Annotated in this window: 22 protein-coding genes; 11 read left to right on the top strand and 11 right to left on the bottom strand. The window is 71.5% G+C overall.

Annotated elements, in window-relative coordinates; genetic code table 11:
* Positions 1–115: 115 nt before the first annotated feature.
* On the bottom strand, positions 116–1,327 hold the full coding sequence (gene ssd / locus BJ961_RS01630) for a septum site-determining protein Ssd (RefSeq protein ID WP_271319532.1): 1,212 nt from the start codon (positions 1,325–1,327) through the stop codon (positions 116–118).
* A 612-nt stretch (positions 1,328–1,939) separates the two neighbouring features.
* Here ssd and BJ961_RS01625 point away from each other — a divergent pair.
* Positions 1,940–2,797, top strand: a complete 858-nt coding sequence (locus tag BJ961_RS01625) for an HAD family hydrolase (protein WP_271319531.1) — start codon at positions 1,940–1,942, stop codon at positions 2,795–2,797.
* A 395-nt stretch (positions 2,798–3,192) separates the two neighbouring features.
* Here BJ961_RS01625 and BJ961_RS01620 read toward each other — a convergent pair whose 3' ends face one another.
* Positions 3,193–4,017 carry a Fic family protein gene (locus tag BJ961_RS01620; RefSeq protein ID WP_271319530.1) on the bottom strand — a complete coding sequence of 275 codons (825 nt, stop codon included), beginning with the start codon at positions 4,015–4,017 and terminating at the stop codon, positions 3,193–3,195.
* Between the two features lie 111 nt (positions 4,018–4,128).
* Between BJ961_RS01620 and BJ961_RS01615 the strand changes: the two genes are divergently transcribed.
* On the top strand, positions 4,129–5,109 hold the full coding sequence (locus BJ961_RS01615) for an ATP-binding protein (RefSeq protein ID WP_271319529.1): 981 nt from the start codon (positions 4,129–4,131) through the stop codon (positions 5,107–5,109).
* Positions 5,110–5,130: 21 nt separating this feature from the next.
* On the opposite strand, the gene BJ961_RS01610 is transcribed toward BJ961_RS01615, so the two are convergent.
* Positions 5,131–6,426, bottom strand: coding sequence for a polysaccharide deacetylase family protein (locus BJ961_RS01610; RefSeq protein ID WP_271319528.1), 1,296 nt, complete (start codon positions 6,424–6,426; stop codon positions 5,131–5,133).
* A 258-nt stretch (positions 6,427–6,684) separates the two neighbouring features.
* On the opposite strand from BJ961_RS01610, the gene BJ961_RS01605 reads away from it, so the two are divergent.
* The 6 genes from BJ961_RS01605 to BJ961_RS01580 all read left to right on the top strand — a co-directional run bounded on the left by BJ961_RS01605 (position 6,685) and on the right by BJ961_RS01580 (position 14,957).
* On the top strand, positions 6,685–9,177 hold the full coding sequence (locus tag BJ961_RS01605) for a bifunctional SulP family inorganic anion transporter/carbonic anhydrase (protein WP_271319527.1): 2,493 nt from the start codon (positions 6,685–6,687) through the stop codon (positions 9,175–9,177).
* A 246-nt stretch (positions 9,178–9,423) separates the two neighbouring features.
* Complete coding sequence (gene acs / locus BJ961_RS01600; RefSeq protein WP_271319526.1) at positions 9,424–11,379, top strand: acetate--CoA ligase; 1,956 nt, start codon at positions 9,424–9,426, stop codon at positions 11,377–11,379.
* A gap of 201 nt (positions 11,380–11,580) precedes the next feature.
* Entirely contained in the window at positions 11,581–13,005 is a 1,425-nt protein-coding gene (gene nhaA / locus BJ961_RS01595; RefSeq protein ID WP_271319525.1) for a Na+/H+ antiporter NhaA, read from the top strand.
* 136 nt (positions 13,006–13,141) lie between these two features.
* Positions 13,142–13,630: a phage holin family protein gene (locus BJ961_RS01590; RefSeq protein ID WP_271416935.1), complete on the top strand. Its 489-nt coding sequence runs from the start codon at positions 13,142–13,144 to the stop codon at positions 13,628–13,630.
* Positions 13,627–14,601, top strand: coding sequence for an alpha/beta fold hydrolase (locus BJ961_RS01585; protein ID WP_271319524.1), 975 nt, complete (start codon positions 13,627–13,629; stop codon positions 14,599–14,601). Before BJ961_RS01590 ends, BJ961_RS01585 begins: the two co-directional genes overlap by 4 nt.
* Before the next feature lie 170 nt (positions 14,602–14,771).
* Positions 14,772–14,957 (top strand): hypothetical protein, encoded by a 186-nt coding sequence (locus BJ961_RS01580; protein WP_078861527.1) that lies wholly within the window; start codon positions 14,772–14,774, stop codon positions 14,955–14,957.
* Positions 14,958–15,011: 54 nt separating this feature from the next.
* Here the strand turns inward: BJ961_RS01580 and BJ961_RS01575 are convergent, their stop codons facing one another.
* The 3 genes from BJ961_RS01575 to nth are packed head-to-tail and all read right to left on the bottom strand — an operon-like array spanning position 15,012 to position 18,153.
* On the bottom strand, positions 15,012–16,211 hold the full coding sequence (locus BJ961_RS01575; protein ID WP_271319523.1) for a MarP family serine protease: 1,200 nt from the start codon (positions 16,209–16,211) through the stop codon (positions 15,012–15,014).
* Positions 16,212–16,256: 45 nt separating this feature from the next.
* On the bottom strand, positions 16,257–17,066 hold the full coding sequence (locus BJ961_RS01570; RefSeq protein WP_271319522.1) for an NUDIX hydrolase: 810 nt from the start codon (positions 17,064–17,066) through the stop codon (positions 16,257–16,259).
* 52 nt (positions 17,067–17,118) lie between these two features.
* Positions 17,119–18,153, bottom strand: a complete 1,035-nt coding sequence (gene nth, locus BJ961_RS01565; RefSeq protein WP_271319521.1) for an endonuclease III — start codon at positions 18,151–18,153, stop codon at positions 17,119–17,121.
* A 369-nt stretch (positions 18,154–18,522) separates the two neighbouring features.
* Between nth and BJ961_RS01560 the strand changes: the two genes are divergently transcribed.
* On the top strand, positions 18,523–19,197 hold the full coding sequence (locus tag BJ961_RS01560; protein ID WP_003975365.1) for a Crp/Fnr family transcriptional regulator: 675 nt from the start codon (positions 18,523–18,525) through the stop codon (positions 19,195–19,197).
* A gap of 18 nt (positions 19,198–19,215) precedes the next feature.
* Here BJ961_RS01560 and BJ961_RS01555 read toward each other — a convergent pair whose 3' ends face one another.
* The 5 genes from BJ961_RS01555 to BJ961_RS01535 form a co-directional block, all read right to left on the bottom strand.
* Entirely contained in the window at positions 19,216–20,058 is an 843-nt protein-coding gene (locus BJ961_RS01555) for an MBL fold metallo-hydrolase (RefSeq protein WP_271319520.1), read from the bottom strand.
* Entirely contained in the window at positions 20,055–20,996 is a 942-nt protein-coding gene (locus tag BJ961_RS01550) for an NUDIX hydrolase (protein WP_271319519.1), read from the bottom strand. The genes BJ961_RS01555 and BJ961_RS01550 overlap by 4 nt, the downstream gene beginning before the upstream one ends.
* Positions 20,997–21,055: 59 nt before the next feature.
* Entirely contained in the window at positions 21,056–22,111 is a 1,056-nt protein-coding gene (locus tag BJ961_RS01545; RefSeq protein ID WP_271319518.1) for an alpha/beta hydrolase, read from the bottom strand.
* A 169-nt stretch (positions 22,112–22,280) separates the two neighbouring features.
* Positions 22,281–22,748, bottom strand: a complete 468-nt coding sequence (locus BJ961_RS01540) for a RidA family protein (RefSeq protein ID WP_271319517.1) — start codon at positions 22,746–22,748, stop codon at positions 22,281–22,283.
* Positions 22,745–22,906: a DUF4177 domain-containing protein gene (locus BJ961_RS01535; RefSeq protein WP_003975360.1), complete on the bottom strand. Its 162-nt coding sequence runs from the start codon at positions 22,904–22,906 to the stop codon at positions 22,745–22,747. Before BJ961_RS01535 ends, BJ961_RS01540 begins: the two co-directional genes overlap by 4 nt.
* Before the next feature lie 154 nt (positions 22,907–23,060).
* Here BJ961_RS01535 and BJ961_RS01530 point away from each other — a divergent pair, with 154 nt between their 5' ends.
* Positions 23,061–24,038, top strand: coding sequence for an ArsA-related P-loop ATPase (locus tag BJ961_RS01530; protein WP_271319516.1), 978 nt, complete (start codon positions 23,061–23,063; stop codon positions 24,036–24,038).
* On the top strand, positions 24,035–25,471 hold the full coding sequence (locus BJ961_RS01525) for an ArsA family ATPase (RefSeq protein WP_271319515.1): 1,437 nt from the start codon (positions 24,035–24,037) through the stop codon (positions 25,469–25,471). Before BJ961_RS01530 ends, BJ961_RS01525 begins: the two co-directional genes overlap by 4 nt.
* Positions 25,472–25,550: the final 79 nt, after the last annotated feature.

Here is a 25,550-nt window from a genome sequence, read left to right as displayed (position 1 = left end):
ACTCACCCCTCTCCGGCTCTCTCCGGCTCTCTCCGGCCCTCTCCGGCCCTCTCCGGCCCTCTCCGGCCCTCTGCGTGCCTGTCTGGCCGCTCAGCGCGTCACTCATCAGCCGCCCTCATCCCGTCCCCGTAGGCGTCCCCGTCTCCGCGAGCGCCCGTTCCCAGAACTCCCTGCAGAAGCGCGCCAGTGGGCCGCGGGCGGACGCGCCCGGGGGTCGTCGTCTGCTCTCTGTGGCGCGCAGGAGCCCTGACTCGACCGGCACCTCACCGGCCAGCGGCAGGCCGAGCAGCCGAGCGACCTCGCGGTCGTCGAGTCCGGAGGCGTACGGCCCGCGCACCGCGACCCGGAGGTCGCGCAGGACCATGCCGACCGCCGCCGCCACTCGGCCCGCCGCCGCGACGGCACGCAGTTCGGCGGGGACCACGAGGATCCCGACATCGAGCTGCGCCAGAACCTCGGCGACTCCGTCGTCGATCCGGCGCGGCAGGTCGACGACGACCGTGCCGCCCCTGCGCCGGGCCGCCGCGAGCACCGCTCGTACGGCCTGCGGCGGTACCGCGACGCAGTCACCCCGGTCCCAGCTGAGCACCCGCAGCGAGTGCAGTTCGGGCAGCGACTCCTCCAGGGCGCCGCCGCCGACCCGCCCCCGGGAGGCCGCGAACGCCGGCCACCTCAGCCCGTCGGCCGTCTCGCCGCCCAGGAGGACGTCGAGGCCGCCGCCCAGTGGATCTGCGTCCACCAGCAGGCTGCGCAACCCTTCCCGAGCCGAGGTGACGGCGAGCGCGCAGGCCAGCGTGGACGCTCCGGCGCCTCCCCGGCCGCCGATGACGCCGACGGTGATGGCCGGGCGTCCGACGCCCTCGGCGACGTCGGCGATGCGGTCGACCAGCCACTGCTCGCCGTCGGGCAGCATCAGGACGTGGTCGGCGCCGATCTCGACGGCCCGCTGCCAGACCCCCGAGTCGTCCTGATCGCGGCCCACGAGGACCACGCCCCGTCGGCGCACGGCTCCGCGCATGCGCCGCGCCGCGTCGTCCCCGACGAGGACGAGTGGAGCGGTCTCCCAGCCGGTCCGCCGCTGTCCGGGTGCCGGGGGCGCCTGAGGCGCGGGAAACGCCGAGGCGGCCGAGGATGCCGAGGACGTGAAGGTCGTCGAGGGCGGCGGCGGTGCCACGGGCACCGAGTGATGCACCTCCGGTGTGACGCCCGCCGCCGCGCACAGGCGCAACAGGTCGTCGAGCAGCTCCGTGTCCTCGGTGACGATCAAGGGTCCGCTCTGCCGGCCTCCGGCAGCGGGCGGCGGGTCGTGCGTGATGGTTCCGGACATGACCGATTCCCCCTTCGGCACGGCTTCCTCGGCCGCGCCCGGCCTCTCGTGGTCTCTCGCGCAGCCCCTGCGGCCCGCGATTCGCGGCGTTGTGAAGAACCGGAAAGCGGTCCCCGCACGAACGGCCGACATCACGCGTCCGGCAAACAGTTCCGGCCGTGGAACTCGGCGCGGCCCGGACGCATGGGAATCAAGGTGCAGCGATCCGGGAAATCGTGTGGATCTTGCTCAAAAACTGTGGACAACTAGACGATTGTGAATATCGACTCACTCGAACCGGTGAGGCTCGTCCAGCCCCACTCCAGTCCGTGTGCGAGTCCCGCAGAGCAGTCCATCGACTACACTGTGTAGCGGCCGTGAGACGCAACGACCTCTGGGCCATGCGCCACCACGGGCGCTCGACCAGGTCGGGGGAAGTGCGGGGAAACCCACCCGGACATGCGACGACCCCCGCCGGGGGGGAGAGCGGGGGTCGTCTCCACGGCCGACTCGGGGGGGGAGGAGTCGGGCCGGGTTAGCACGGTCGCGAACGATCCGTGACTTCCATGGTGTACCCGAGAGCCTTCTCAGGCAAACCCACGCGCCCCACCTTACGCCGAATGGGCTGCGCCTATGCTCAGGGTTGTGGAAAACCACTCCTTGCCCCACTCCATGGGCCACTCGTCGCCCCGCACGGCGGCCTTCTTTGACCTGGACAAGACGGTCATTGCGAAGTCGAGCACGCTCACGTTCAGCAAGTCCTTCTACCAAGGCGGGCTGATCAACCGCAGGGCTGTGTTGCGCACCGCATATGCCCAGTTCGTCTTCCTCGCCGGCGGGGCCGACCACGACCAGATGGAGCGGATGCGCGAGTACCTCTCCGCACTGTGCCGCGGCTGGAACGTCCGGTTGGTCAAGGAGCTCGTCGCCGAAACCCTGCACGACCTGATCGACCCGATCATCTACGACGAGGCGGCCTCCCTGATCGAGGAGCACCACACCGCCGGCCGCGACGTCGTGATCGTCTCGACGTCGGGGGCCGAGGTCGTCGAGCCGATCGGTGAACTGCTCGGCGCGGACCGGGTGGTGGCGACGCGCATGGTCGTGGGCGACGACGGCTGCTTCACCGGCGAGGTGGAGTACTACGCGTACGGCCCGACCAAGGCCGAGGCGATCCGCGAACTGGCCGCTTCCGAGGGGTACGACCTGTCCCGCTGCTACGCGTACAGCGACTCGGCGACCGACCTGCCGATGCTGGAGGCCGTCGGCCACCCCCATGCGGTCAACCCGGACCGGGCGCTGCGTCGGGAGGCTGTCGCACGCGAGTGGCCGATCCTCGATTTCCACCGCCCGGTGCGACTCAAGCAGCGGATCGGGGGGTTCTCCGTGCCGCCCCGGCCGGCGCTCGTCGCGGCTGCGGCGATAGGCGCCGCCGCGGCCACCGCCGGCCTGGTCTGGTACGCGAGCCGACGGCGGTCCACGGCAGCCTGATCGGGAAGGCCGGTTGTTTCAGTCGCTTTCAGTCGCTTACCGGCGCAAAGGTAAAGAAGTGCGGCGAGCACTTCCGCTTGCTCGGGCCCGGGAGTACAAAGGACTCAACGGCCCGCGAGACCAAGGACATCCGAAAGGATCACCTTAAACACGCATTCGGCCCCACGGACCGAGCATGGACATCGGGCACCCACGCGACGTCGACCCGTCGATTACGGGCCAGCCGCACCAGGTGACGGGCGAAGTTCCCGACCTGATGGGCAGATATCGAGGACGCCTGGTAACCCGGTGGTCATGCCAGCGGCGGTACGAGCACTCGTACCGCCGCATTTCTGTGCCGTCCGCGCCGCGACGACACGGCCACCCGGCGACTGACAGGTGACCGACCGCCCGCCCTAAGCCGCGCCGCGCTGGAGCGCCTCGCACACCGCCGTCGACTCGCGGGCACCCAGCGCGACCGCCTTGCCGCAGTGGGCGATCCAGGCGGCCATGCCGTCCGGGGTCCCGGAGACATAGCCGTCGAGCGCGGCCAGGTAGGCCGCGCGCCCCAGCTCCGCGTGGCCGACCTCGGCCGGGCAGACCGACTTGGGGTCCAGCCCGCTGCCGACCAGGACGACGCGCTCGGCCGCACGCGCGACCAGGCCATTGTGGGAGGTGAAGGGGCGCAGCGCGAGGAGTTCCCCGTGCACCACGGCGGCCGTCACCAGCGCCGGCGCGGAGCCACCGGCCGTGACCAGCGCGGCCAGGCCCTCCAGGCGGCCGTGCGCCTCCGCGGCGTCGGGCAGCGGCAGCTCGACGAGGGGTTCGTCCACCGGCTCGCCCGCCTGGCGCGGCCGTCCCACTTGATCGGCCTTGTCCGCGGCCGCCACCAGGTGCAGGCGGGCCAGCACCCGCAGCGGGGACTGGCGCCAGATGGACAGCAGCTGCCCCGCCTCGGCGGTCAGCCGCAGCGCCGCACCCACCGAGCGCGCCTCGTCGTCGACGCTGAAGTCGCTGCGCCGGCGCACCTCCTCCAACGCCCAGTCCGCCCCGGACAGCGCCGCCGAGCCCCGGGCGCCGCGCAGTGCCGCCTCGGAGGTGATCTCGTTGCTGCGCCGCCGCATGATCCGGTGACCGTAGACACGGTCCACGGCCTTGCGTACGGACTCCACGGACTCGGCCACACCGGGCAGCGCGCCCAGGGCCGCGAGCGGATCGGCGTTCGCGCCTGTCGTACTCATGAGTACGACCCTACGCACCCCGGTGTCGCGCCCCACGAATGAGTGGTCTTCTTCACCCCGCACCCAACCCGGGCGGCACTTACAGCTATCAACACACTACTCTTGGTGAACATGAAAATTGCTTTCGTCGGGAAGGGCGGCAGCGGCAAGACCACCCTGTCCTCCCTCTTCGTCCGCCATCTCGCCGCCTCCGGCGTGCCCGTCGTCGCGATCGACGCCGACATCAACCAGCACCTGGGGCCCGCGCTGGGGCTCGACGAGACCGAAGCGGCCGGGCTGCCCGCGCTGGGCGAGCACCTCGCGCTGATCAAGGACCATCTGCGCGGCACCAACCCGCGCATCCCGTCCGCCGAGCAAATGATCAAGACGACCCCGCCCGGCAAGGGCTCCCGCCTGCTGCGGGTGTGCGAGGACAACCCGGTCTACGACGCCTGCGCCCGCCCGGTGGAACTCGACGACGGAGCCGTCCGTTTGATGGTCACCGGGCCCTTCACCGACGCCGATCTGGGAGTCGCCTGCTACCACTCCAAGACGGGTGCGGTGGAGCTGTGCCTGAACCACCTCGTCGACGGACGTGACGAGTACGTCGTGGTGGACATGACGGCGGGCTCGGACTCGTTCGCCTCCGGCATGTTCACCCGCTTCGACATCACGTTCCTCGTCGCCGAACCGACCCGGAAGGGAGTCTCCGTCTACCGCCAGTACAAGGAGTACGCCCGTGACTTCGGCGTCACCCTGAAAGTCGTCGGCAACAAGGTGCAGGGGCAGGACGACCTCGATTTCCTGCACGAGCAGGTCGGGGACGACCTGCTGGTCACCGTCGGGCACTCGGACTGGGTGCGCGCCATGGAGAAGGGCCACCCGCCCCGGTTCGAGGTCCTGGAGGACGCGAACCGCCGAGCGCTGCGCGAGTTGCACACCGCGGCCCTCGCGACGTACGAACTGCGCGACTGGGCGCGCTACACGCGACAGATGGTCCACTTCCACCTGAAGAACGCCCGCAGTTGGGGCAACGAACGCACCGGGGTCGATCTGGCGGCCCAGGTCGACCCCGGTTTCGTGCTCGGTGAGGAGGTCGCCGCCCCGGCCTGACGTCCTTCGGGCGGGCGGCCGCTACTGCTTGGCGGCCGGTGCCCCGGGCACGCCCTTCGGCGCCGGCGCGGGCGCGGCCGACAGGAAGGACGCCCAGCCCTTCTTGGGGGCCTCCCCCACGCCGAGGGTGCGCAGCTTCTTCAGGACCTTCGGGTCCTGGGCGTCCAGCCAGTCCGCGAGTTGCCGGAAGGAGACGCAGCGCACCTCCTCCTTGGTGCACACCGTCTCGACGACCTCCTCGACGGCGCGCATGTAGGTGCCGCCGTTCCAGGACTCGAAGTGGTTGCCGATGATCAGCGGCGCGCGGTTCCCGTCGTAGGCCCGGTCGAAGCCCTGGAGCAGGCTGTCACGCATCTGGTCGCCCCAGAACTCCCGCTTGGCGGGGTCGCCCTGGGTGGCCGTGCCCGACTGGTTCACCATGTAGTTGTAGTCCATGGTGAGCTGCTCGTAGGAGTGGCCCGGGAAGGGCACGAGCTGCATCGACAGGTCCCACAGGCCCTCCTTCTTCGACGGCCAGACCTGGTTGTTCACCCCGCTGCTGTCGTAGCGGAAGCCCATCTGGCTCGCCGCCTTCATGAAGTTCTTCTGGCCCTCCAGACACGGGGTGCGGGCGCCGATCAGCTCCTTTTCGTAGTCGAAGGGAAGAGGCGCCGCGTTCTTCATGCCGGTGTTGGTCTTCCAGGTCTTCACGAACTGTTTGGCCTGGCTGATCTCCTCCTTCCACTCCGCGACGGACCACTCGCCGACCCCGCCCCCGGCGCCGCAGAAGTGCCCGTTGAAGTGGGTGCCGATCTCGTTGCCCTCCTGCCATGCCAGCCGCAGTTGTTTGACGGTGTCCGTGATGCCCTGCTCGTCGTTGAAGCCGATGTCGGAGCGGCCCGGGGAGTGCTGCGGAGGGCTGTACAGGTCCCGCTTCTCGGTCGGCAGCATGTACACGCCGCTCAGGAAGTACGTCATCGTGGCGTTGTTCTCCTTGGCCACTTCGCGGAAGTGGGAAAACAGTTTCTGGCTGTCCTCGCCCGCGCCGTCCCACGAGAACACCACGAACTGCGGGGGCTTCTGACCGGGCTTGAGGCGTTCGGGCCGGGGCAGGTGCGGTTGGGCGCCGGTGTACGCGGTGGAACCGTCACCGATCAGCCGGACCGCGTTCTTGGGCGCGGGTGCCGCTTTCCCCTTCTCCTTCTGCGGACCGTGCGTCCCTTCGCCGGAGCCGGTGCCGCTGTCGATCGCGCAACCGGCGAGCGACGCGGCGCAGACCGCGGCGACCACGGCGCGCGCGGCCATCCTGTGGGTGGCCATTCTGCGGGTGGCGGCCATGTCCGCCCACCTTCTTCCTTCTCTCGGGTCGACGCCGACGAGGCGATGTCGGGTGCTGAGCCGGGCCGTGCCGTCAGCGCCGTCAAGGTGACACGGAAATGAGAAGGAATTAGTACGACAAGCCGATGAAATATCGAATGTCACTCGATTACGCGGAGCATTACTCCATTCGCGCTAAAAACCTATGCCGCTTCTTTACTTTGAATTACGCTCTATTTACTCGATGTAATCGAAGCGTGACCCTCTGGAGTCGGGAACATGTCAGCCTGCGTCCCCGCCCGCGCCGATTCGGCCCGGACCAAGCACGTCCACCCACCCCACAGCCCGCCGCCCGGCGGCCCCCGGCGCTTCCGCGTCGCGGGCGCCGACCTGTCGGCCGCGATCGCCGTCTTCCTGATCGCGCTGCCCCTCTCCCTGGGCATCGCCCTCGCCACCGGCGCCCCCCTCCAGGCGGGCCTCGTCGCCGCCGCGGTGGGCGGGATCGTCGCCGGTCGGATCGGCGGCTGTCCCCTTCAGGTCAGCGGCCCCGCCGCCGGGCTCACCGTCGTCACCGCCGACCTCATCCAGCGCTACGGATGGCGTACGACCTGCGCCATCACCGTTCTCGCCGGGCTCGCCCAACTGGGCCTCGGCTGTCTGCGCGTGGCGCGCTCCGCCCTCGCCGTGAGCCCCGCCATCGTGCACGGCATGCTGGCCGGCATCGGCGTCACCATCGCCGTCGCGCAACTGCACATCGTCCTCGGGGGCACCCCGCAGAGCTCCGTGCCCGACAACCTGGTCGCGCTGCCCGCACAACTGGCGAACCTGCACCCCGCCGACGTCGCCGTGAGCGTGCTGACCCTGACGCTGCTGCTGCTCTGGCCGCGCGTTCCCGGCCGGGCCGGACGTCTGCTGGGCAAGCTGCCCGCCGCCCTGATCGCCGTGGCCGGCGCCACCGCGGTCGCCGCCCTCACGGGGCTCCGCCTGCCCAAGGTCGATCTGCCGTCCTGGAGCAGCCACGCCCTGGCCACACTGCCCGACGGACCGGTACTCGGTCTCGTCGCCGCCGTCCTCACCACCACGCTGGTGTGCAGCGTGCAGTCGCTGCTCGGCGCGGTCGCCGTGGACAAACTGGTCGCCGCCAGGCCCGCCCTGACCGGTCGCGTCAAGCGCTCCGACCTGGACCGCGAACTGCTCGGACAGGGCGCCGCCAACATCGTCTCCGGGTCGCTCGGCGGGCTGCCCATCGCCGGGGTGGCCGTGCGCAGTTCCGCGAACGTGGCGGCGGGCGCCGTCAGCCGGAACTCCACGATGGTGCACGGCGTTCTCGTAGTGATCGCCGCACTGCTGATGGTCCCGGCCCTGGAGCTCATCCCGCTCGCCTCGCTCGCCGCCCTGGTCATGACCGTCGGCTTCAAGATGGTGTCGCTGAACCACATCCGCACGGTGACCCGCCACCGTGAGGTGCTGGTCTACGCGGTCACCACCTGCGGCGTCGTGTTCCTCGGCGTCCTGGAGGGCGTCGCGCTGGGCATCGCCGTCGCCGTCGGTGTCGCCCTGCACCGCCTGACCCGCACCCGGATCACCCACGACGACATGGAGGGAGTCCACCACGTACACGTACGCGGGCAGTTGACGTTCCTCGCCGTGCCGAGACTCAGCCGGGTCCTGCACCAAGTGCCCCACGGTGCCGACGCCGTCGTGGAGCTGGACGGGTCGTTCATGGACCACGCCGCCTACGAGACGCTGCAGGACTGGCAGAAGACGCACACCGCGCAGGGCGGCTCCGTGGACGTCACCGGCCGTCGGCCCGGCACCCGCATCTCCGAGCCGGCCGAGATGGACGGCTGCCGCTGCCGCCCCTGGACACCCTGGCGCAACCACCAGTGCGAACGCCCCCCGACCGCACCGCCCTCCGGAACGGCACGACGGACCACCACCGGCGGAGCTCCCGGCACGACCACCGGCTCAGCCGCCGACCCCAGCGCGCCAGGCTTTCCCGACACACGCGACACACGCGACACACCCGACGCGCTCGCCGCGCCCGACCACTCCGGGCGGCCCGGCCGGCCCGCCGGCCCCAGACACACCGCCCACGAACTCGCCCGTGGCATCAGCGCCTTCCAGCGCAATACCGCACCTCTGGTGCGTCACGAGCTGGCCCGGCTGGCCCGGGAGGGACAGCAGCCCTCGCACCTGTTCCTGACCTGCGCGGACTCCCGGGTCGTCACCTCGATGATCACCTCCAGCGGCCCCGGGGACCTCTTCGTGGTGCGCAATGTCGGCAACTTCGTCCCACTGCCCGGCGAGGAGAGCGGCGACGACTCCGTGGCCGCCGCGATCGAGTACGCGGTGGACGTGCTCGAGGTGCGGTCCATCACGGTGTGCGGGCACTCCGGGTGCGGGGCCATGCAGGCACTGCTCAGCACCGAGCCGGGGAGTGGGCGCACGCCGCTCCAGCGGTGGCTGCGGCACGGGCTGCCGAGCCTGGAGTCCGCTCCCGCGAACGAGAGCGCGGACGACCGCGCCCGGCGGCCCCGGCTGGCCGGACGCGCGCCGGCCGACGCGGCGGAGCAGTTGTGCCTGGCCAACGTCGTCCAGCAGCTGGCGCACCTGCGCGCGCACGACTATGTCTCCCGGGCGCTGGACGCCGGGAACCTGGAGCTGCACGGCATGTACTTCCACGTGGGCGAGGCCCAGTCGTACCTGCTGTCCGAGGACGCCGAAGGAGGCGTGTTCGAGCGTGTGCTGGAGACCGACCTGACCGCCTGACCGCGTGAGCGGGCCGGGGAGCCGAGGACGTGGGCAGTGTGAGCGGCGTTACAGACGCTGAACCCCGCGCCTTCGCGGTCCGTGGGTACGGATGACCACGGACCGCGAAGGACACACGAGGGACACGACCACGGGCACCGCACGACAGGTCTAAACCATTTGCCCGTCGACCCTTGTCATCGGCCCCCCGGGTCTGATGAGCTGTGGCCTGGGACACAACGGACAACCCTGAGAAAGGGAGATGTCGTGAGCAACGAATCCTTGGCCAACCTGCTCAAGGAAGAACGCAGGTTCGCGCCCCCCGCCGACCTGGCCGCGAACGCCAACGTCACGGCAGAGGCGTACGAACAGGCCAAGGCTGACAGGCTCGGCTTCTGGGCCGAGCAGGCCCGCCGACTGACCTGGGCGAAGGAACCGACCGAGACGCTCGACTGGTCGAACCCGCCGTTCGCGAAGTGGTTCAAGGACGGCACGCTGAACGTCGCCTACAACTGCGTGGACCGCCACGTGGAGGCCGGCAACGGCGACCGCGTCGCCATCCACTTCGAGGGCGAGACCGGCGACAGCCGCGCACTCACCTACGCGCAGCTCAAGGACGAGGTCTCCAAGGCCGCCAACGCCCTGCTGGAGCTGGGCGTGCAGAAGGGCGACCGGGTCGCGATCTACATGCCGATGATTCCCGAGACGGCGATCGCGATGCTGGCCTGCGCCCGCATCGGGGCCGCGCACTCGGTCGTCTTCGGCGGCTTCTCCTCGGACGCGCTGGCCACCCGCATCCAGGACGCCGACGCCCGCGTCGTCATCACGGCAGACGGCGGGTACCGGCGCGGCAAACCGTCCGCGCTCAAGCCGGCCGTCGACGAGGCGGTCGAGCGCGCCGGGATCGTCGAGCACGTGCTCGTCGTCCGCCGCACCGGCCAGGAGGTCGCCTGGGACGACTCCCGCGACAAGTGGTGGCACGACACCGTCGACCGGCAGTCCGCCGAGCACACGCCCGAGGCGTTCGACGCCGAGCACCCGCTGTTCATCCTGTACACGTCCGGTACAACGGGCAAGCCCAAGGGCATCCTGCACACCTCCGGCGGCTACCTCACGCAGACGGCCTACACGCACTGGGCCGTCTTCGACCTCAAGCCGGAGACCGACGTCTTCTGGTGCACCGCCGACGTCGGCTGGGTCACCGGACACTCGTACATCGTCTACGGCCCGCTCGCCAACGGCGCGACCCAGGTCATGTACGAGGGCACCCCGGACACCCCGCACCAGGGCCGCTTCTGGGAGATCGTGCAGAAGTACAAGGTCTCCATCCTCTACACGGCGCCCACCGCGATCCGGACGTTCATGAAGTGGGGAGACGACATCCCCGCCAAGTTCGACCTGTCGTCCCTGCGCGTCCTCGGCTCGGTCGGCGAGCCGATCAACCCCGAGGCGTGGATCTGGTACCGCAAGAACATCGGCGCCGACGCCACCCCGGTCGTCGACACCTGGTGGCAGACGGAGACCGGCGCGATGATGATCACACCGCTGCCGGGCGTCACCCACGCCAAGCCGGGCTCCGCCCAGCGCCCCCTGCCCGGCATCTCGGCCACCGTCGTCGACGACGAGGCCAATGAGGTGCCGAACGGCGGGGGCGGCTACCTGGTGCTCACCGAGCCGTGGCCGTCGATGCTGCGCACCATCTGGGGCGACGACCAGCGGTTCATCGACACCTACTGGTCGCGCTTCGAGGGCAAGTACTTCGCGGGCGACGGCGCCAAGAAGGACGACGACGGCGACATCTGGCTCCTGGGCCGCGTCGACGACGTGATGCTCGTCTCCGGCCACAACATCTCCACCACCGAGGTCGAGTCGGCCCTCGTCTCCCACCCGTCGGTCGCCGAGGCCGCCGTGGTCGGCGCGGCGGACGAGACCACCGGGCAGGCCATCGTCGCGTTCGTGATCCTGCGGGGCGCGGCGGCGGAGAGCGACGACCTGGTCGCCGAGCTGCGCAACCACGTCGGCGCCACGCTCGGCCCGATCGCCAAACCCAAGCGGATCCTGCCGGTCTCGGAGCTGCCGAAGACCCGCTCCGGCAAGATCATGCGGCGCCTGCTGCGCGACGTCGCGGAGAACCGGCAGGTCGGCGACGTCACGACGCTGGCGGACTCCACGGTCATGGACCTCATCCAGACCAAGCTCCCGGCGGCTCCCAGCGAGGACTGAGGCTGAGACGCACGACGACGGGGCACCCGGGGCGAACCCACCGGGTGCCCCGTTCGCGTACCGTCACGAAGATCACTCGGCTGTCCCGCCGAGGTCTGGGTAAGCTGGGAGGACGTAAGAGAGTCATCAAGATCCTCATGGTGCGCCGGGAAGTCTGGTCGGCATGTGTTCCGTGCTGCCCACCGACCGGAGGTTCTCCTCGTGACCGCGCCCCGCACCCCCCGCAAAGCCTTCGGACGGCTGTCCCTCCCGGAGCGCACCTACATCGCGGACGCGCTGCGGACCGAAACCGTCGGCGGCGTCCTGCTGCTCGTCGCCGCGATCGCCGCCCTGGTCTGGGCGAACATACCGGCCCTGCACGGCAGCTACGAGAGCGTCAGCCACTTCCATTTCGGTCCCGCGGCCCTCGGTCTGAACCTGTCGGTCGCGCACTGGGCCGCGGACGGGCTCCTCGCGGTGTTCTTCTTCGTCGCCGGCATCGAGCTGAAACGCGAACTGGTCGCCGGTGACCTCAAGGATCCGAAGGCCGCCGCGCTTCCGGTGGTGGCGGCCCTGTGCGGCATGGCCGTACCGGCGGTCGTCTACACGGTCACCAACACCGCCGGGGGCGGTTCCCTGGCCGGCTGGGCCGTGCCGACCGCCACCGACATCGCCTTCGCGCTCGCCGTCCTCGCCGTCATCGGCACGTCGCTGCCGAGCGCCCTGCGCGCCTTCCTGCTGACGCTCGCCGTCGTCGACGACCTGTTCGCCATCCTGATCATCGCGGTCTTCTTCACCGACGGCCTCAACTTCGCCGCGCTCGGCGGCGCGGTCGTCGGCCTCGTCGTCTTCTGGCTGCTGCTTCGCAAGGGCGTGCGCGGCTGGTACGTGTACGTCCCGCTCGGCCTGGTGATCTGGGGCCTGATGTACAACAGCGGCGTCCACGCCACCATCGCCGGCGTCGCCATGGGCCTGATGCTGCGCTGCCACACCCGCGAGGGCGAGGACCACTCCCCGGGCGAGCACATCGAGCACCTGGTGCGGCCGCTGTCGGCGGGCCTGGCCGTTCCGCTGTTCGCCCTGTTCAGCGCGGGCGTGGCCATCTCCGGCGGGGCACTGGCCGACGTCTTCACCAAACCGGAGACCCTCGGTGTCGTGCTCGGGCTCGTCCTCGGCAAGACGCTGGGCATCTTCGGCGGCACCTGGCTGACCTCGCGTTTCACCAGAGCGTCACTCAGCGACGACCTGCAGTGGGCCGACGTGTTCGCGGTGGCGACCCTGGCCGGTATCGGTTTCACCGTCTCGCTCCTCATCGGCGAGCTGGCCTTCGAGAACGACGCGGCGCTGACGGACGAGGTCAAGGCGGCGGTCCTGTGCGGCTCGCTCATCGCCGCGGCCCTGGCGACGGTGCTGCTGAAGATCCGGAACGCCAAGTACCGGGGGATGGTCGCGGAGGAGGAACGCGACGACGACCTCAGCGGCGTACCGGACGTCTACGAGGAGGACGATCCGGCGTACCACCTGCGCGTGGCCGCCGTCTACGAGAAGAAGGCCGCCGAGCACCGCCGGATCGCCGAGGAGATGGAGTCGGCACGGCTTGCCGAAGTGGCGGGCGGGGCAGGCGATGAGGGCGACGGTCCGGCATGATCTGACGAGACGGTACAAAAGACGGGACCGTACGCAGTCGCACCGGACACGGGTCGGAGCAGGACACGGCCGAACCGAGGACGTCACGACGCCACGGAACCGTAAGCAGATGAGCCAGCAGAAGAGGGAGACCGCGATGAGCGCACCCGACGGCAGCCCGGTCGGCACCGAACGCAGCATCGGCCAGCTGTTCGCCTCGGCGACCACCGAAATGTCGGCGCTCGTGCACGACGAGATCGCGCTGGCAAAGGCGCAGCTGAGGCAGGACGTCAAGCGCGGGGCGACGAGCGGCGGCGCGTTCTCCGCGGCGGGACTGCTGCTCCTGTTCTCGCTGCCGATGCTGAGCTTCGCGCTGGCCTACGGCATCCGGACCTGGAGCGGCTGGAACCTCGCGGTCTGCTTCCTGCTCTCCTTCGCGGCGAACGTCCTCGTCGCGGGTCTCCTCGCGCTGATCGGCGTCGTCTTCGCGAAGAAGGCCAAGAAGGGCCGCGGCCCGCAGAAGGTCGCCGCCTCGGTGAAGCAGTCGGCGGGCGTGCTCCAGAACGCGAAGCCGCACCCGCGTCCGGAACTGCCCGCGGACCGGTCCCCCGAGGCGATCGAGGCTGTGGCACGCTCGTCCTCATGACGGGTTCCACCACCCCTTCGGGGCAATCCCCCTCGCCGCAGCACCCGAACGCCACCTCGGTCGTGCGTCTCGGCATCCCGGGCGGGCCCGAGGTGACCCACCGGGACGTCGCGGCCAACGGCGCCCGCTTCCACATCGCCGAGCTGGGCGACGGGCCGCTGGTGCTGCTCCTGCACGGCTTCCCGCAGTTCTGGTGGACCTGGCGGCACCAGCTGACGGCGCTCGCCGACGCCGGTTTCCGCGCGGTCGCGATGGACCTGCGCGGTGTCGGCGGCAGCGACCGCACCCCCCGCGGCTACGACCCCGCGGGCCTCGCCCTCGACATCACCGGCGTGATCCGCTCCCTCGGCGAGCCGGACGCCGCGCTGGTCGGCCACGACCTCGGCGGCTACCTGGCCTGGACGGCCGCCGCGATGCGGCCCAAGCTCGTACGGCGGCTCGCGGTGTCCTCGATGCCGCACCCCCGGCGCTGGCGTTCGGCCATGCTCGGGGACGTCCGCCAGAGCCGGGCGGGCTCCTACGTCTGGGGTTTCCAGCGCCCCTGGGTGCCGGAGCGTCAACTGACCGCGGACGACGGCGCGCTGGTCGGCCGGCTGCTCCACGACTGGTCCGGGCCGCGGCCGCTGGACGACGACGCGGTGTCGGCGTACCGCCGCGCCATGTGCATCCCCTCCACGGCGCACTGCTCGGTCGAGCCGTACCGCTGGCTGGTGCGTTCCCTGGCCCGTCCGGACGGCGTCCAGTTCTACCGCCGGATGAAGCGGCCGGTGCGGGTGCCGACGCTGCACCTGCACGGTTCGCTGGACCCCGTGATGCGGACGCGGAGCGCGGCCGGGTCGGGGCAGTACGTCGAAGCGCCGTACCGCTGGCGGCTGTTCGACGGGCTCGGGCACTTCCCGCACGAGGAGGATCCGGTCGCCTTCTCGACCGAACTGATCAACTGGCTGAAGGATCCCGAACCCGACCGGTGAGCATGCGGTGAGTATGTGGGGGCAATCGATGCGCGATCGGTCACCGAACGGACGCACCCGGTATCCGAACCGGAATGCTCGTCCTATGAACGGCCACTTGCCCGGCGCATACTCCAATTGGGGGCTCCGGGAACGGTTATCGACCTTGGGGCGGGGGCACACGTCCGGTTATGGGCTGGACGCACGACTACAGTGACGTAGCACGCGACGGCCGCTCCACGAGCGGCGCGAGCAGCACCCACCGACGAGGAGGCACCCCGCAACTGGCGGGTGCGGACCTACGGGTGGGCATTCCGCGCATCCTGCGCCGCCGGGCCCGCTGGGTCTCCGTACGCCTGCGCCATCCACGCACCTGACGGTTCCGAGACGTTCGAGGCGTCCCGAGGCGTCCTGGGTGGTCCCCCGTACGCCTAGAGTGCGCAGCTGTCGCTGTCCACCTGCTGGCCGGCGGTGCGGCCCTTGTCGATGTCCTCGCGGATCTCGTCCGCGGTGAGCGCGTAACCGGTGTCGGGGTCGTCCAGGGACTTGGCGAAGACCACGCCGTACACCTTGCCCTCGGGCGTCAGCAGCGGTCCGCCGGAGTTGCCCTGACGGACGGTCGCGTACAGCGAGTAGACGTCTCGGCGGACGGTGTCGCGGTGGTAGATGTCCGGGCCGTTGGCGGTGATGCGCCCGCGCACCCGCGCGGCGCGGACGTCGTACGCCCCGTTCTCCGGGAATCCGGCGACGATCGCGCCCTCGTCGCCCTCGGCGTCCTCGTCCGTGAACCGCAGTGCGGGCGCGTCCAGTTCCGGTACGTCCAGTACGGCGATGTCGCGCCGCCAGTCGTAGAGGACGACCGTCGCGTCGTACTTCCGGCCCTCGCCGCCTATCTGCACGGTGGGCTCGTCGACGCCCCCCACGACGTGGGCGTTGGTCATGACGCGGCGGTCGGCGAAGACGAACCCGGTGCCCTCCAGGACCTTGCCGCAGTCGGGGGCCGTGCCCATGACCTTGACGATGGACCGCTTGGCGCCGGCGGCGACCGGGCTGTTCGCCAGCGCCGGGTCGGGCGGCAGGGTGTTGGGGATCGACTCGTCGGAGAACGGGCTGAAGACCTGCGGGAAGCCGTTCGCGTCGAGGACCGAGGTGAAGCTGTCGAACCAGTTGTCGGCCCCGGCGGGCAGCACCTCCTGGACCCCCGCCAGCACCGTGGACTGCCGCACCTCCTTGCCGACCGTCGGCATCGTGGTCCGCGCGAGGGCGGAGCCGAGGAGCCAGGCGACCAGGAGCATGGCGACGACGTTGACCAGGGCGCCGCCGGTGGCGTCCAGGGCGCGGGCCGGGGACCACGTGATGTAGCGGCGCAGCTTGTTGCCCAGATGGGTCGTCAGGGCCTGGCCGACGGAGGCGCACACGATGACGATGACGACCGCGACGACGGCGGCGGTCGTGCTCACGTCGGCGTTGTCCGTCAGCGCGTCCCAGATCACCGGGAGCAGGTAGACGGCGACGAGACCGCCGCCGAGGAAGCCGATCACCGACAGGATGCCGACGACGAAGCCCTGGCGGAAACCGACGATCGCGAACCAGACGGCGGCCAGCAGCAACAGGATGTCCAGCACGTTCACTGATTCAGGCCTCGTCTTGTCGTCTGCGGTACGCAGGCCACCCTGTCATGCGCGCCAGTCCAGCGGGACCTGCTTCTCCTGGTCCCACGGCCGCTCCCAGCCCGCGAAGTGCAGCAGCCGGTCGATGATGCCGGCGGTGAAGCCCCACACGAGCGCCGATTCGACCAGGAATGCCGGGCCCCGGTGACCGCTGGGATGGACGGTGGTCACCCGGTTGGCGGGGTTGGTGAGATCCGCCACGGGGACCTTGAAGACGCGTGCGGTCTCGGCCGGATCGACGACGCCGACCGGGGTGGGCTCGCGCCACCAGGCGAGCACCGGGGTGACGACGAAGCCGCTCACCGGGATGTAGAGCTTGGGCAGGACCCCGAAGAGCTGCACGCCGGCCGGGTCGAGCCCGGTCTCCTCCTCGGCCTCGCGCAGGGCGGCCCGCAGCGGCCCGTCACCTCGCGGATCCCCGTCCTCGGGGTCGAGGGCACCGCCCGGGAAGGCGGGCTGCCCCGGGTGGGAACGCAGGGAACCGGCCCGCTCCATGAGCAGCAGCTCGGGGCCGCGGCCTGCCTTCCCGGCGTCTTCGCCGTCTTGGCTGCCCTGGCCGTCCTGGCTGCCTCGGTGGTCCTGGCCCTCTTCGCGGTCGTCGGCCTCTTCGCGCGTACCGTCGCCGAAGAGGATCAGGACGGCGGACTGGCGGCCGGCGCCGTCCGCCGGCGGCAGGAAGCGGCTCAGCTGGGTGGGCCGGACCGTCTCGACGGCCCGCACCACCGGGTCCAGCCAGCCGGGCAGCCCCTCCTTGCTGAGAGTCGCGCCCCGAGTGTGGTCCCTGGTGTGGCCCTGCGTGTCGCTCGCCCGTGTCATCTCCACCCCCGTCCTGCCGATTCCAACGCCCGACGCCCCCGAGATCGTTCCGTCACCCGGCCGCCAGGGGCGGTGCCGGTTTCCCGCCCGCGTCCAGGTAGGCCCGCGGGGGCTTCAGGCGCTGGCCCGGCAGGCCGCCCTTCTCGTACTTCAGCAGCTTCTTCGCCTTCTCCGGGTCCGTCTCCCCCTCGCCGTACGCCGGGCAGAGCGGGGCGATGGGGCAGGCGCCGCACGCGGGCTTGCGGGCGTGGCAGATGCGGCGGCCGTGCCAGATGACGTGGTGGGAGAGGTCGGTCCAGTCGCTCTTCGGGAAGAGCGTGCCGACGGCGGCCTCGATCTTGTCCGGGTCGGTCTCCTCGGTCCACCGCCAACGGCGCACCAGCCGCTGGAAGTGCGTGTCCACGGTGATCCCGGGGCGGCCGAACGCGTTGCCGAGCACGACGAAGGCGGTCTTGCGGCCCACGCCGGGCAGCTTGACGAGGTCCTCCAGGCGACCGGGGACCTCACCGCCGAAGTCCTCCGCCAGCGCCTTGGACAGCCCTATGACCGACTTGGTCTTGGCCCGGAAGAAGCCGGTCGGGCGCAGGATCTCCTCGACCTCCTCCGGGTTGGCGGCGGCCAGGTCCTCGGGGGTGGGGTACTTGGCGAAGAGGGCGGGCGTCGTCTGGTTCACCCGCAGGTCGGTCGTCTGGGCGGACAGCACCGTGGCCACGACCAGCTGGAACGGGTTCTCGAAGTCCAGCTCCGGGTGGGCGTACGGGTAGACCTCGGCGAGTTCGCGGTCGATGCGGCGGGCTCGGCGGACCAGCGCGGTGCGCGACTCGTCGCGCGGCTGCTTCGGGGCGACGGTCTTCGCCGGGGCGACGCCCTTGACGGCGGCGGTGGCCTTCTTGGGCGCGACGGCGGGCTTCTTCGCGGGGGCCTGCCGCTTGACGGGGACGGCCTTCTTCGCGGCCGCCTTCTTCGCGGTGGCCTTCTTCGCGGTGGCCTTCTTCGCCGAGGCCTTCTTCGCCGAGGCCGTCCCGGACGCCTTCTTCGCGGAGATCTTCTCGCTCGCCGCGTCCTTGCTGCTGGCGGTCTTCTTCACGGCACCCTTCTCCGCAGTCACCCTCTTGGCAGGCGCTGCCCTCTTCGTCGCTTTCGCCGTTTTCCTACCGCCATCGGGACCCTGTTCGCCCACAGCGGAATCGCCCCGCGCACTCACCCGCGCGGCCCCCCAGGCCTGCGCTCCCACCGGCGATTTGGACACCCGGCCAGCCTACGGCCCGGCACCGACATCCGCCCCGGACCCCGAAGATCGGCGCCCAATTGGACCCCTGCCGCGTACCCCGGGACACCAGTGCGGCATCCTTGTGACAGATCACACTGTTTGGACTGTCCGGCAAAATGGGCACCACGGACCCCTGGTACACCGGGGGAACAAGATCCTCTGAGCCGGTCGACAAGGAGAGAACTCGTGGACGACGTTCTGCGGCGCAACCCGCTCTTCGCGGCGCTCGACGACGAGCAATCCGCGGAGCTCCGCGCCTCCATGAGTGAGGTGACCCTCGCCCGCGGCGACACCCTGTTCCACGAGGGGGACCCCGGAGACCGCCTCTACGTGGTCACGGAAGGCAAGGTCAAGCTCCACCGCACGTCCCCCGACGGGCGCGAGAACATGCTGGCCGTCGTCGGCCCCAGCGAGCTGATCGGTGAGCTGTCGCTCTTCGACCCGGGCCCGCGCACGGCGACCGGCACCGCGCTGACCGAGGTCAAGCTGCTCGCCCTCGGCCACGGCGACCTCCAGCCCTGGCTGAACGTCCGCCCCGAGGTGGCCACCGCGCTGCTGCGTGCCGTCGCCCGGCGCCTGCGCAAGACCAACGACGCCATGTCGGACCTGGTCTTCTCCGACGTCCCCGGCCGTGTCGCGCGCGCCCTGCTGGACCTCTCCCGCCGCTTCGGCGTGCAGTCCGAGGAGGGCATCCACGTCGTGCACGACCTGACGCAGGAGGAGCTGGCCCAGCTGGTCGGCGCGTCCCGCGAGACGGTCAACAAGGCCCTGGCGGACTTCGCCCAGCGCGGCTGGCTGCGCCTGGAGGCGCGCGCGGTGATCCTGCTGGACGTCGAGCGGCTGGCCAAGCGCTCCCGCTGACACACCCTCGCCGGATCGTCAGTCGGGCAGCTGGATCAGCCCGTGCTCGCCCAGGTACTCCAGCTGCGCCCGCACCGACAGCTCCGCCGCCGGCCACAGTGAGCGGTCGACGTCCGCGTACACGTGGGCGACGACCTCGCCCGGCGTCCGGTGACCGTCCTCCACCGCCGTCTCGACCTGGGCGAGGCGGTGGGCGCGGTGGGCCAGGTAGTACTCCACGACGCCCTGCGCGTCCTCCAGGACGGGCCCGTGCCCGGGGAGCACCGTGTGCACCCCGTCGTCCGCCGTGAGCGACCTGAGCCTGCGCAGGGAGTCCAGGTAGTCGCCGAGACGGCCGTCGGGATGGGCCACGACCGTCGTCCCGCGGCCCAGGACGGTGTCGCCCGTCAGGACCGCCCGATCGGCCGGGAGATGGAAGCACAGCGAGTCCGCCGTGTGCCCCGGGGTCGGTACGACCCGCAGCTCCAGTCCGCCGACCGCGATCACGTCCCCGGCGGCCAGCCCCTCCTCGCCCAGCCGCAGCGCCGGGTCCAGTGCCCGCACGTTCGTGCGCGTCAGCTCGGCGAACCGCGCGGCGCCCTCGGCGTGGTCCGGGTGACCGTGCGTCAGGAGCGTCAGGGCGACCCGCTTGCCGACCCGCTCGGCCGTGTCGACGACGCGCCGCAGATGGGCGTCGTCCAGGGGGCCCGGGTCGACCACGACGGCCAGGTCGGAGTCGGGTTCGGCGAGGATCCAGGTGTTGGTGCCGTCCAGGGTCATCGCCGAGGCGTTGGGCGCCAGGACGTTCACCGCGCGCGCGGTGGCCGGTCCCGACAGGACACCGCCCCGCGGCTGTCCGGGCAGTGCTGCCGCGTTCGTCATGCGGGGGCTCCCCCGGTCGGGTCGGAAGGCGTCGCCGGGGCCGGTGGCGTGGCCGCGCCCGCTTCGGCGGCCGTACTCGGGAGGTGTTTCGTGAACTCGTCGTGCCCCGGCCAGGACAGCACGACCTCGTCGCCGGTCAGCCGTGCGCGGGCCAGCACGGGCGCCATATCGCGGCCGGGGGCGGTCGCCAGCGCCTCGGCCGCCGTGGCGCACTCAGCGAGGCCGCGCAGGGTGGCGACGGTGGGCGGCATCATCAGCAGTTCGCCCTTGTCGTACCCGGCGGTCGCGTCCGCCGGAGTGATCCACACCGTGCGGTCGGCCTCCGTGGAGGCGTTGCGGGTGCGCTGCCCCTCGGGGAGCGCCGCCACGAAGAACCACGTGTCGTAGCGCCGGGACTCGAACTCCGGGGTGATCCAGCGCGCCCAGGCGCCCAGCAGGTCAGAGCGCAGCACGAGGCCCCTGCGGTCCAGGAACTCCGCGAAGGACAGCTCCCGCTCGACCAGGGCGGCCCGGTCGGCCTCCCAGGCGGCGCCGGTCGTGTCGCCGACCACCGAGTCGCCGGTGGGCCCCGCGAGCAGGACGCCGGCCTCCTCGTACGTCTCTCGTACGGCCGCGCAGACGATCGCCTGGGCGCCCGCCTCGTCGACGCCGAGCCGTTGCGCCCACCACGCGCGCGTGGGGCCCGCCCAGCCGACGGCGCGGTCGTCGTCGCGCGGGTCGACCCCGCCGCCCGGGTAGGCGTACGCGCCGCCCGCGAACGCCATGGAGGCGCGGCGGCGCAGCATGTGGACGGCGGGGCCCGCGTCGGTGTCCCTGAGGAGCATGACGGTGGCCGCGCGCCTCGGGGTGACCGGAGTGAGGGTGCCGGCCGCCAGCGCGCGGATGCGGTCCGGCCACTCCGGTGGGTACCACTGACCATTCGCCTGACCATTCGCCATGGCCGGAGGCTATCCGGTGACGGGCGGATGTTCGAGTGGCTCCCGGGACCCGGCCGGTGTCAGGAGGGCAGGCCGGTCAGCCACTCGGTGAGCAGCCGGTTCGTCTCCTCGGGGCGCTCCTGCTGGAGCCAGTGGCCGCAGCCGTCGAGGAGGTGCGAGGCGCTCAGGCCGGGCAGGGTGACCGGGTACGCCTCGATCGCGTCGGACAGCCAGGTCGTGGAGGCGTCCATGCCGCCGCCGAGGAACAGGGACGGCTGGGTGATCGGGGCACCCGCGTGCGCGGCCAGGTCGGCCCAGTCGCGGTCCATGTTGCGGTAGCGGTTGAGGGCGCCGGTCAGACCGGTGCGCTCGAACTCCCCGGCGTAGACGTCCAGGTCCCGCTCGGTCAGCCAGGAGGGCAGCCGCCCGGCGGCCGGGAAGCGGTCGCGCATCCTGCCGCCGGAGGCGACGAAGTGCGGGTCAGGTGCCTCGGGGCCGGGCATCGTGTCGGCGGACAGGGCGGCGTAGAGACCGGCGAGCCAGCCGCGTACGTCGGGCTCGATCTCGGCCTCGGCGCGGCCGGCCTCCTGGAAGTAGGAGACGTAGAACTCCTGCCCCGCGAAGGGCCCGGCCGGGTCGCTCATGCGGGCGAAGGCCTCGGTGGGCCTCGGGCCGCCCGGCGGGGTGTACGGCACGCTCAGCAGGCCGACCGCGCGGAAGACGTCCGGCCGCAGCAGCGCGGAGTGCGCGGCGATGTTCGAGCCCCAGTCGTGGCCGACGATCACGGCGGAGCTCTCCCCCAGGGCCTCGACCGCGGCGACGCTGTCCGCCACCAGGTCGAGCATCCGGTAGGCGTCGACGGCGTCCGGTCGCGAGGAGCGCCCGTAGCCGCGTACGTCGACGGCGGCGGCGCGGAACCCGGCGGCGGCCAGCGCGGGCAGCTGGTGGCGCCAGGAGTACCAGGACTCGGGGAAGCCGTGCACGAGCAGGACCAGCGGCCCGCTGCCCTGCTCCACCAGGTGGATCCGGCCCGCGGGTGACGGCACCAGACGGTGGACGGCTCCGCCGGCGGTCGCGTGGACGGCCTCGCCGTCGGTCCGGTCGGCCTGCGGGTGGGTCACGGGCGGCTGGTGCATGGCTCCTCCTGGCATACGGTCGGTACGGGCCCCGGAGCGGGCCGGGACCGCCGACCCGTGACCGGGGGCGGCTCCCGCGCCGTACGGGGCACCGGAACCGATCCTGCGCGGACGGAGCGTCCGGGGCGAGGTTTGTTGCCGGCCCGGCAACGCGACGCGCCCTGTCCCGCTACGGCTGGACGAGCTCCACCTGGACCTCGACCTCCACGGGCGCGTCCAGCGGGAGTACCGCCACGCCGACCGCGCTGCGGGCGTGGACGCCCTTGTCGCCCAGGACCTCGCCGAGCAGTTCGCTGGCGCCGTTGATCACGCCGGGCTGGCCGGTGAAGTCGGTCGCGGAGGCGACGAAGCCGACGACCTTGACGACACGCGCGATGCGGTCGAGGTCACCGGCGACGGACTTCACGGCGGCCAGGGCGTTCAGCGCGCAGGTGCGGGCCAGCTCCTTGGCCTCGTCGGCCGTGACCTCGGCGCCGACCTTGCCGGTGACGGGGAGCTTGCCCCCCAGCATCGGCAGCTGGCCCGAGGTGTAGACGTACGGGCCGGACTGCACGGCCGGCTGGTAGGCGGCCAGCGGCGGGACGACCTCGGGCAGGGTCAGACCGAGTTCGGCGAGCTTCGCCTCCACGGCGCTCACGCCTGCTTCTCCCGCTTCAGGTAGGCCACGAGCTGCTCGGGGTTGTTCGGCCCGGGCACGACCTGGACGAGCTCCCAGCCGTCCTCGCCCCAGGTGTCCAGAATCTGCTTCGTGGCATGGACGAGCAGCGGCACGGTTGCGTATTCCCACTTGGTCATGCGGCCGACTCTAGCCGTTGGCCGGGGCGCCTCCGCGACCGCTGTCCGGGGCCCGTCGGCGGCCGCCGTCCGGGGTCCTTCGCGGGGCGCTCGCGGCGAGGTTGTCCACAGCCTCCGGGCGTACTCCGCGCGCGGACTGGTTACGCTCGAATACGTGAGCAGGCTCCAGGTCGTCAGCGGCAAGGGCGGTACCGGCAAGACCACGGTGGCCGCGGCCCTCGCGCTGGCCCTGGCCACCGAGGGGAAGCGCGCGCTTCTCGTGGAGGTCGAGGGTCGCCAGGGCATCGCGCAGCTCTTCGAAACGGAGGCGCTGCCTTATGAGGAGCGGAAGATCGCCGTCGCTCCCGGTGGCGGGGAGGTGTACGCCCTCGCCATCGACGCCGAACTGGCCCTCCTGGACTACCTCCAGATGTTCTACAAGCTGGGCAGCGCCGGCCGGGCCCTGAAGAAACTCGGCGCGATCGACTTCGCGACGACCATCGCGCCGGGGGTCAGGGACGTCCTGCTGACCGGCAAGGCGTGCGAGGCGGTCCGGCGCAAGGACAAGCGGGGGCGGTTCGTGTACGACTACGTCGTCATGGACGCCCCGCCGACCGGCCGCATCACGCGCTTCCTCAACGTCAACGACGAGGTGGCGGGACTCGCGAAGGTCGGCCCCATACACAATCAGGCGCAGGCCGTGATGCGGGTGCTGAAGTCGCGGGAGACCGCCGTGCACATGGTGACGCTGCTGGAGGAGATGCCGGTCCAGGAGACCGCGGACGGCATCGCCGAGCTGCGGGCGGCGCGGCTCCCGGTGGGCAGGGTCGTCGTCAACATGGTCCGGCCCCAGGTGCTGGACGAGACCGGCCTGGAACTCGTACGGAGCACTCCGCACGCGGCACTCGCCCGTTCCCTGTCCGGGGCCGGGCTCGGCGGGGCGCGGCGGGGCGGGCACGCCGAGCGGCTGGTGGACCCGCTCCTCGCGCAGGCCGGGGAGTACGCCGAGCGGTTCGCGCTGGAGCAGGAGCAGCGCACGGTCCTGGCCGGCCTGGACCTGCCGACGCACGAACTGCCGCTGCTCGCGGAGGGCATGGACCTGGCGGGCCTGTACGAACTGGCCACCGAGCTGCGGAAGCAGGGGATCGCATGAGTCCGGACGACCCGGCCCGCCGGCAGGAGGGCGCGCGGCGCCTGACCCCCGCGCGCGTGCTCGACGTCGACGGTCTGCTGGAGGACCCGGGGAACCGCATCGTGGTCTGCTGCGGTTCGGGCGGGGTCGGCAAGACGACCACGGCGGCGGCCCTGGGCCTGCGCGCGGCCGAACGCGGCCGCAAGGTCGTCGTCCTCACCATCGACCCGGCCCGGCGCCTCGCGCAGTCCATGGGCATCGACTCGCTCGACAACACCCCGCGCCGCGTGAAGGGCGTCGACGACGCCGCGGGCGGTGAGCTGCACGCCATGATGCTGGACATGAAGCGGACCTTCGACGAGATCGTCGAGTCCCACGCGGACCCCGAACGGGCGGCGGCGATCCTGGGCAACCCGTTCTACCAGTCGCTCTCGGCGGGCTTCGCGGGCACGCAGGAGTACATGGCGATGGAGAAGCTGGGGCAGCTGAGGGCGAAGGACGAGTGGGACCTCATCGTCGTCGACACGCCGCCCTCCCGCTCGGCGCTGGACTTCCTGGACGCCCCCAAGCGCCTCGGTTCCTTCCTGGACGGCAAGCTGATCCGCGTCCTGCTGGCCCCGGCGAAGGTCGGCGGCCGGGCCGGCATGAAGTTCCTGAACGTCGGCATGTCGATGATGACCGGCGTCCTGGGCAAGGTTCTGGGCGGGCAGTTCCTCAAGGACGTGCAGACCTTCGTGGCCGCGATGGACTCGATGTTCGGCGGCTTCCGTACGCGCGCGGACGCGACGTACAAGCTGCTCCAGGCGCCCGGGACGGCGTTCCTGGTGGTCGCGGCCCCGGAGCGGGACGCACTGCGCGAGGCCGCCTACTTCGTGCAGCGGCTGGCGGCCGAGGACATGCCGCTCGCCGGTCTGGTGCTCAACCGGGTGCACGGCAGCGGCGCCGACCGGCTGTCGGCCGAGCGTGCGCTCGCCGCCGCGGAAAATCTTGAGGACGCCCGCATTGTGGATCAGGACGGCGGGAAAGCTGGAGTTCGTAACGATCCCGGCAACTCTCCCGACACGTACGGCAGTTCAGAACCCACGGGCTCCGCTTCCGGCGGCCCGGACCCCGACGCCTCCCCCGAGGCCCCCGACACGGCGGGCGACGCCGCCGACACCACCACCGAGGACACCGCCGCCGACGGCAGCGACACCGCGGGCGACGCACCGGCCGACGCGTCCGAGCGGTCCGTCGACGGGCTCGCCGCCGGTCTGCTGAGGCTGCACGCGGAGCGCATGCACCTGCTCGCCCGCGAGCAGCGCACGCGCGACCGCTTCACCGCGCGTCATCCCGAGGTGGCGGTCACCGAGGTGGCCGCGCTGCCCGGCGACGTGCACGACCTAGCGGGACTGCGGGACATCGGGGCACGCCTGGCGACCGGCCGACCCGAACTGCCCGAGCCGGGCGCCTGATCCTGCTCTGCCCTGTCCTGCCCAGGCCCTGACCGACCCCACGACCCGCGGCCCGGCGTGTTTCCGGTGCCCGGTGCCA

It is taken from the genome of Streptomyces lienomycini, from assembly GCF_027947595.1.
In the GTDB taxonomy this organism is placed as follows: domain Bacteria; phylum Actinomycetota; class Actinomycetes; order Streptomycetales; family Streptomycetaceae; genus Streptomyces; species Streptomyces lienomycini.
This window is presented reverse-complemented; position numbering and strand designations above follow the sequence as displayed.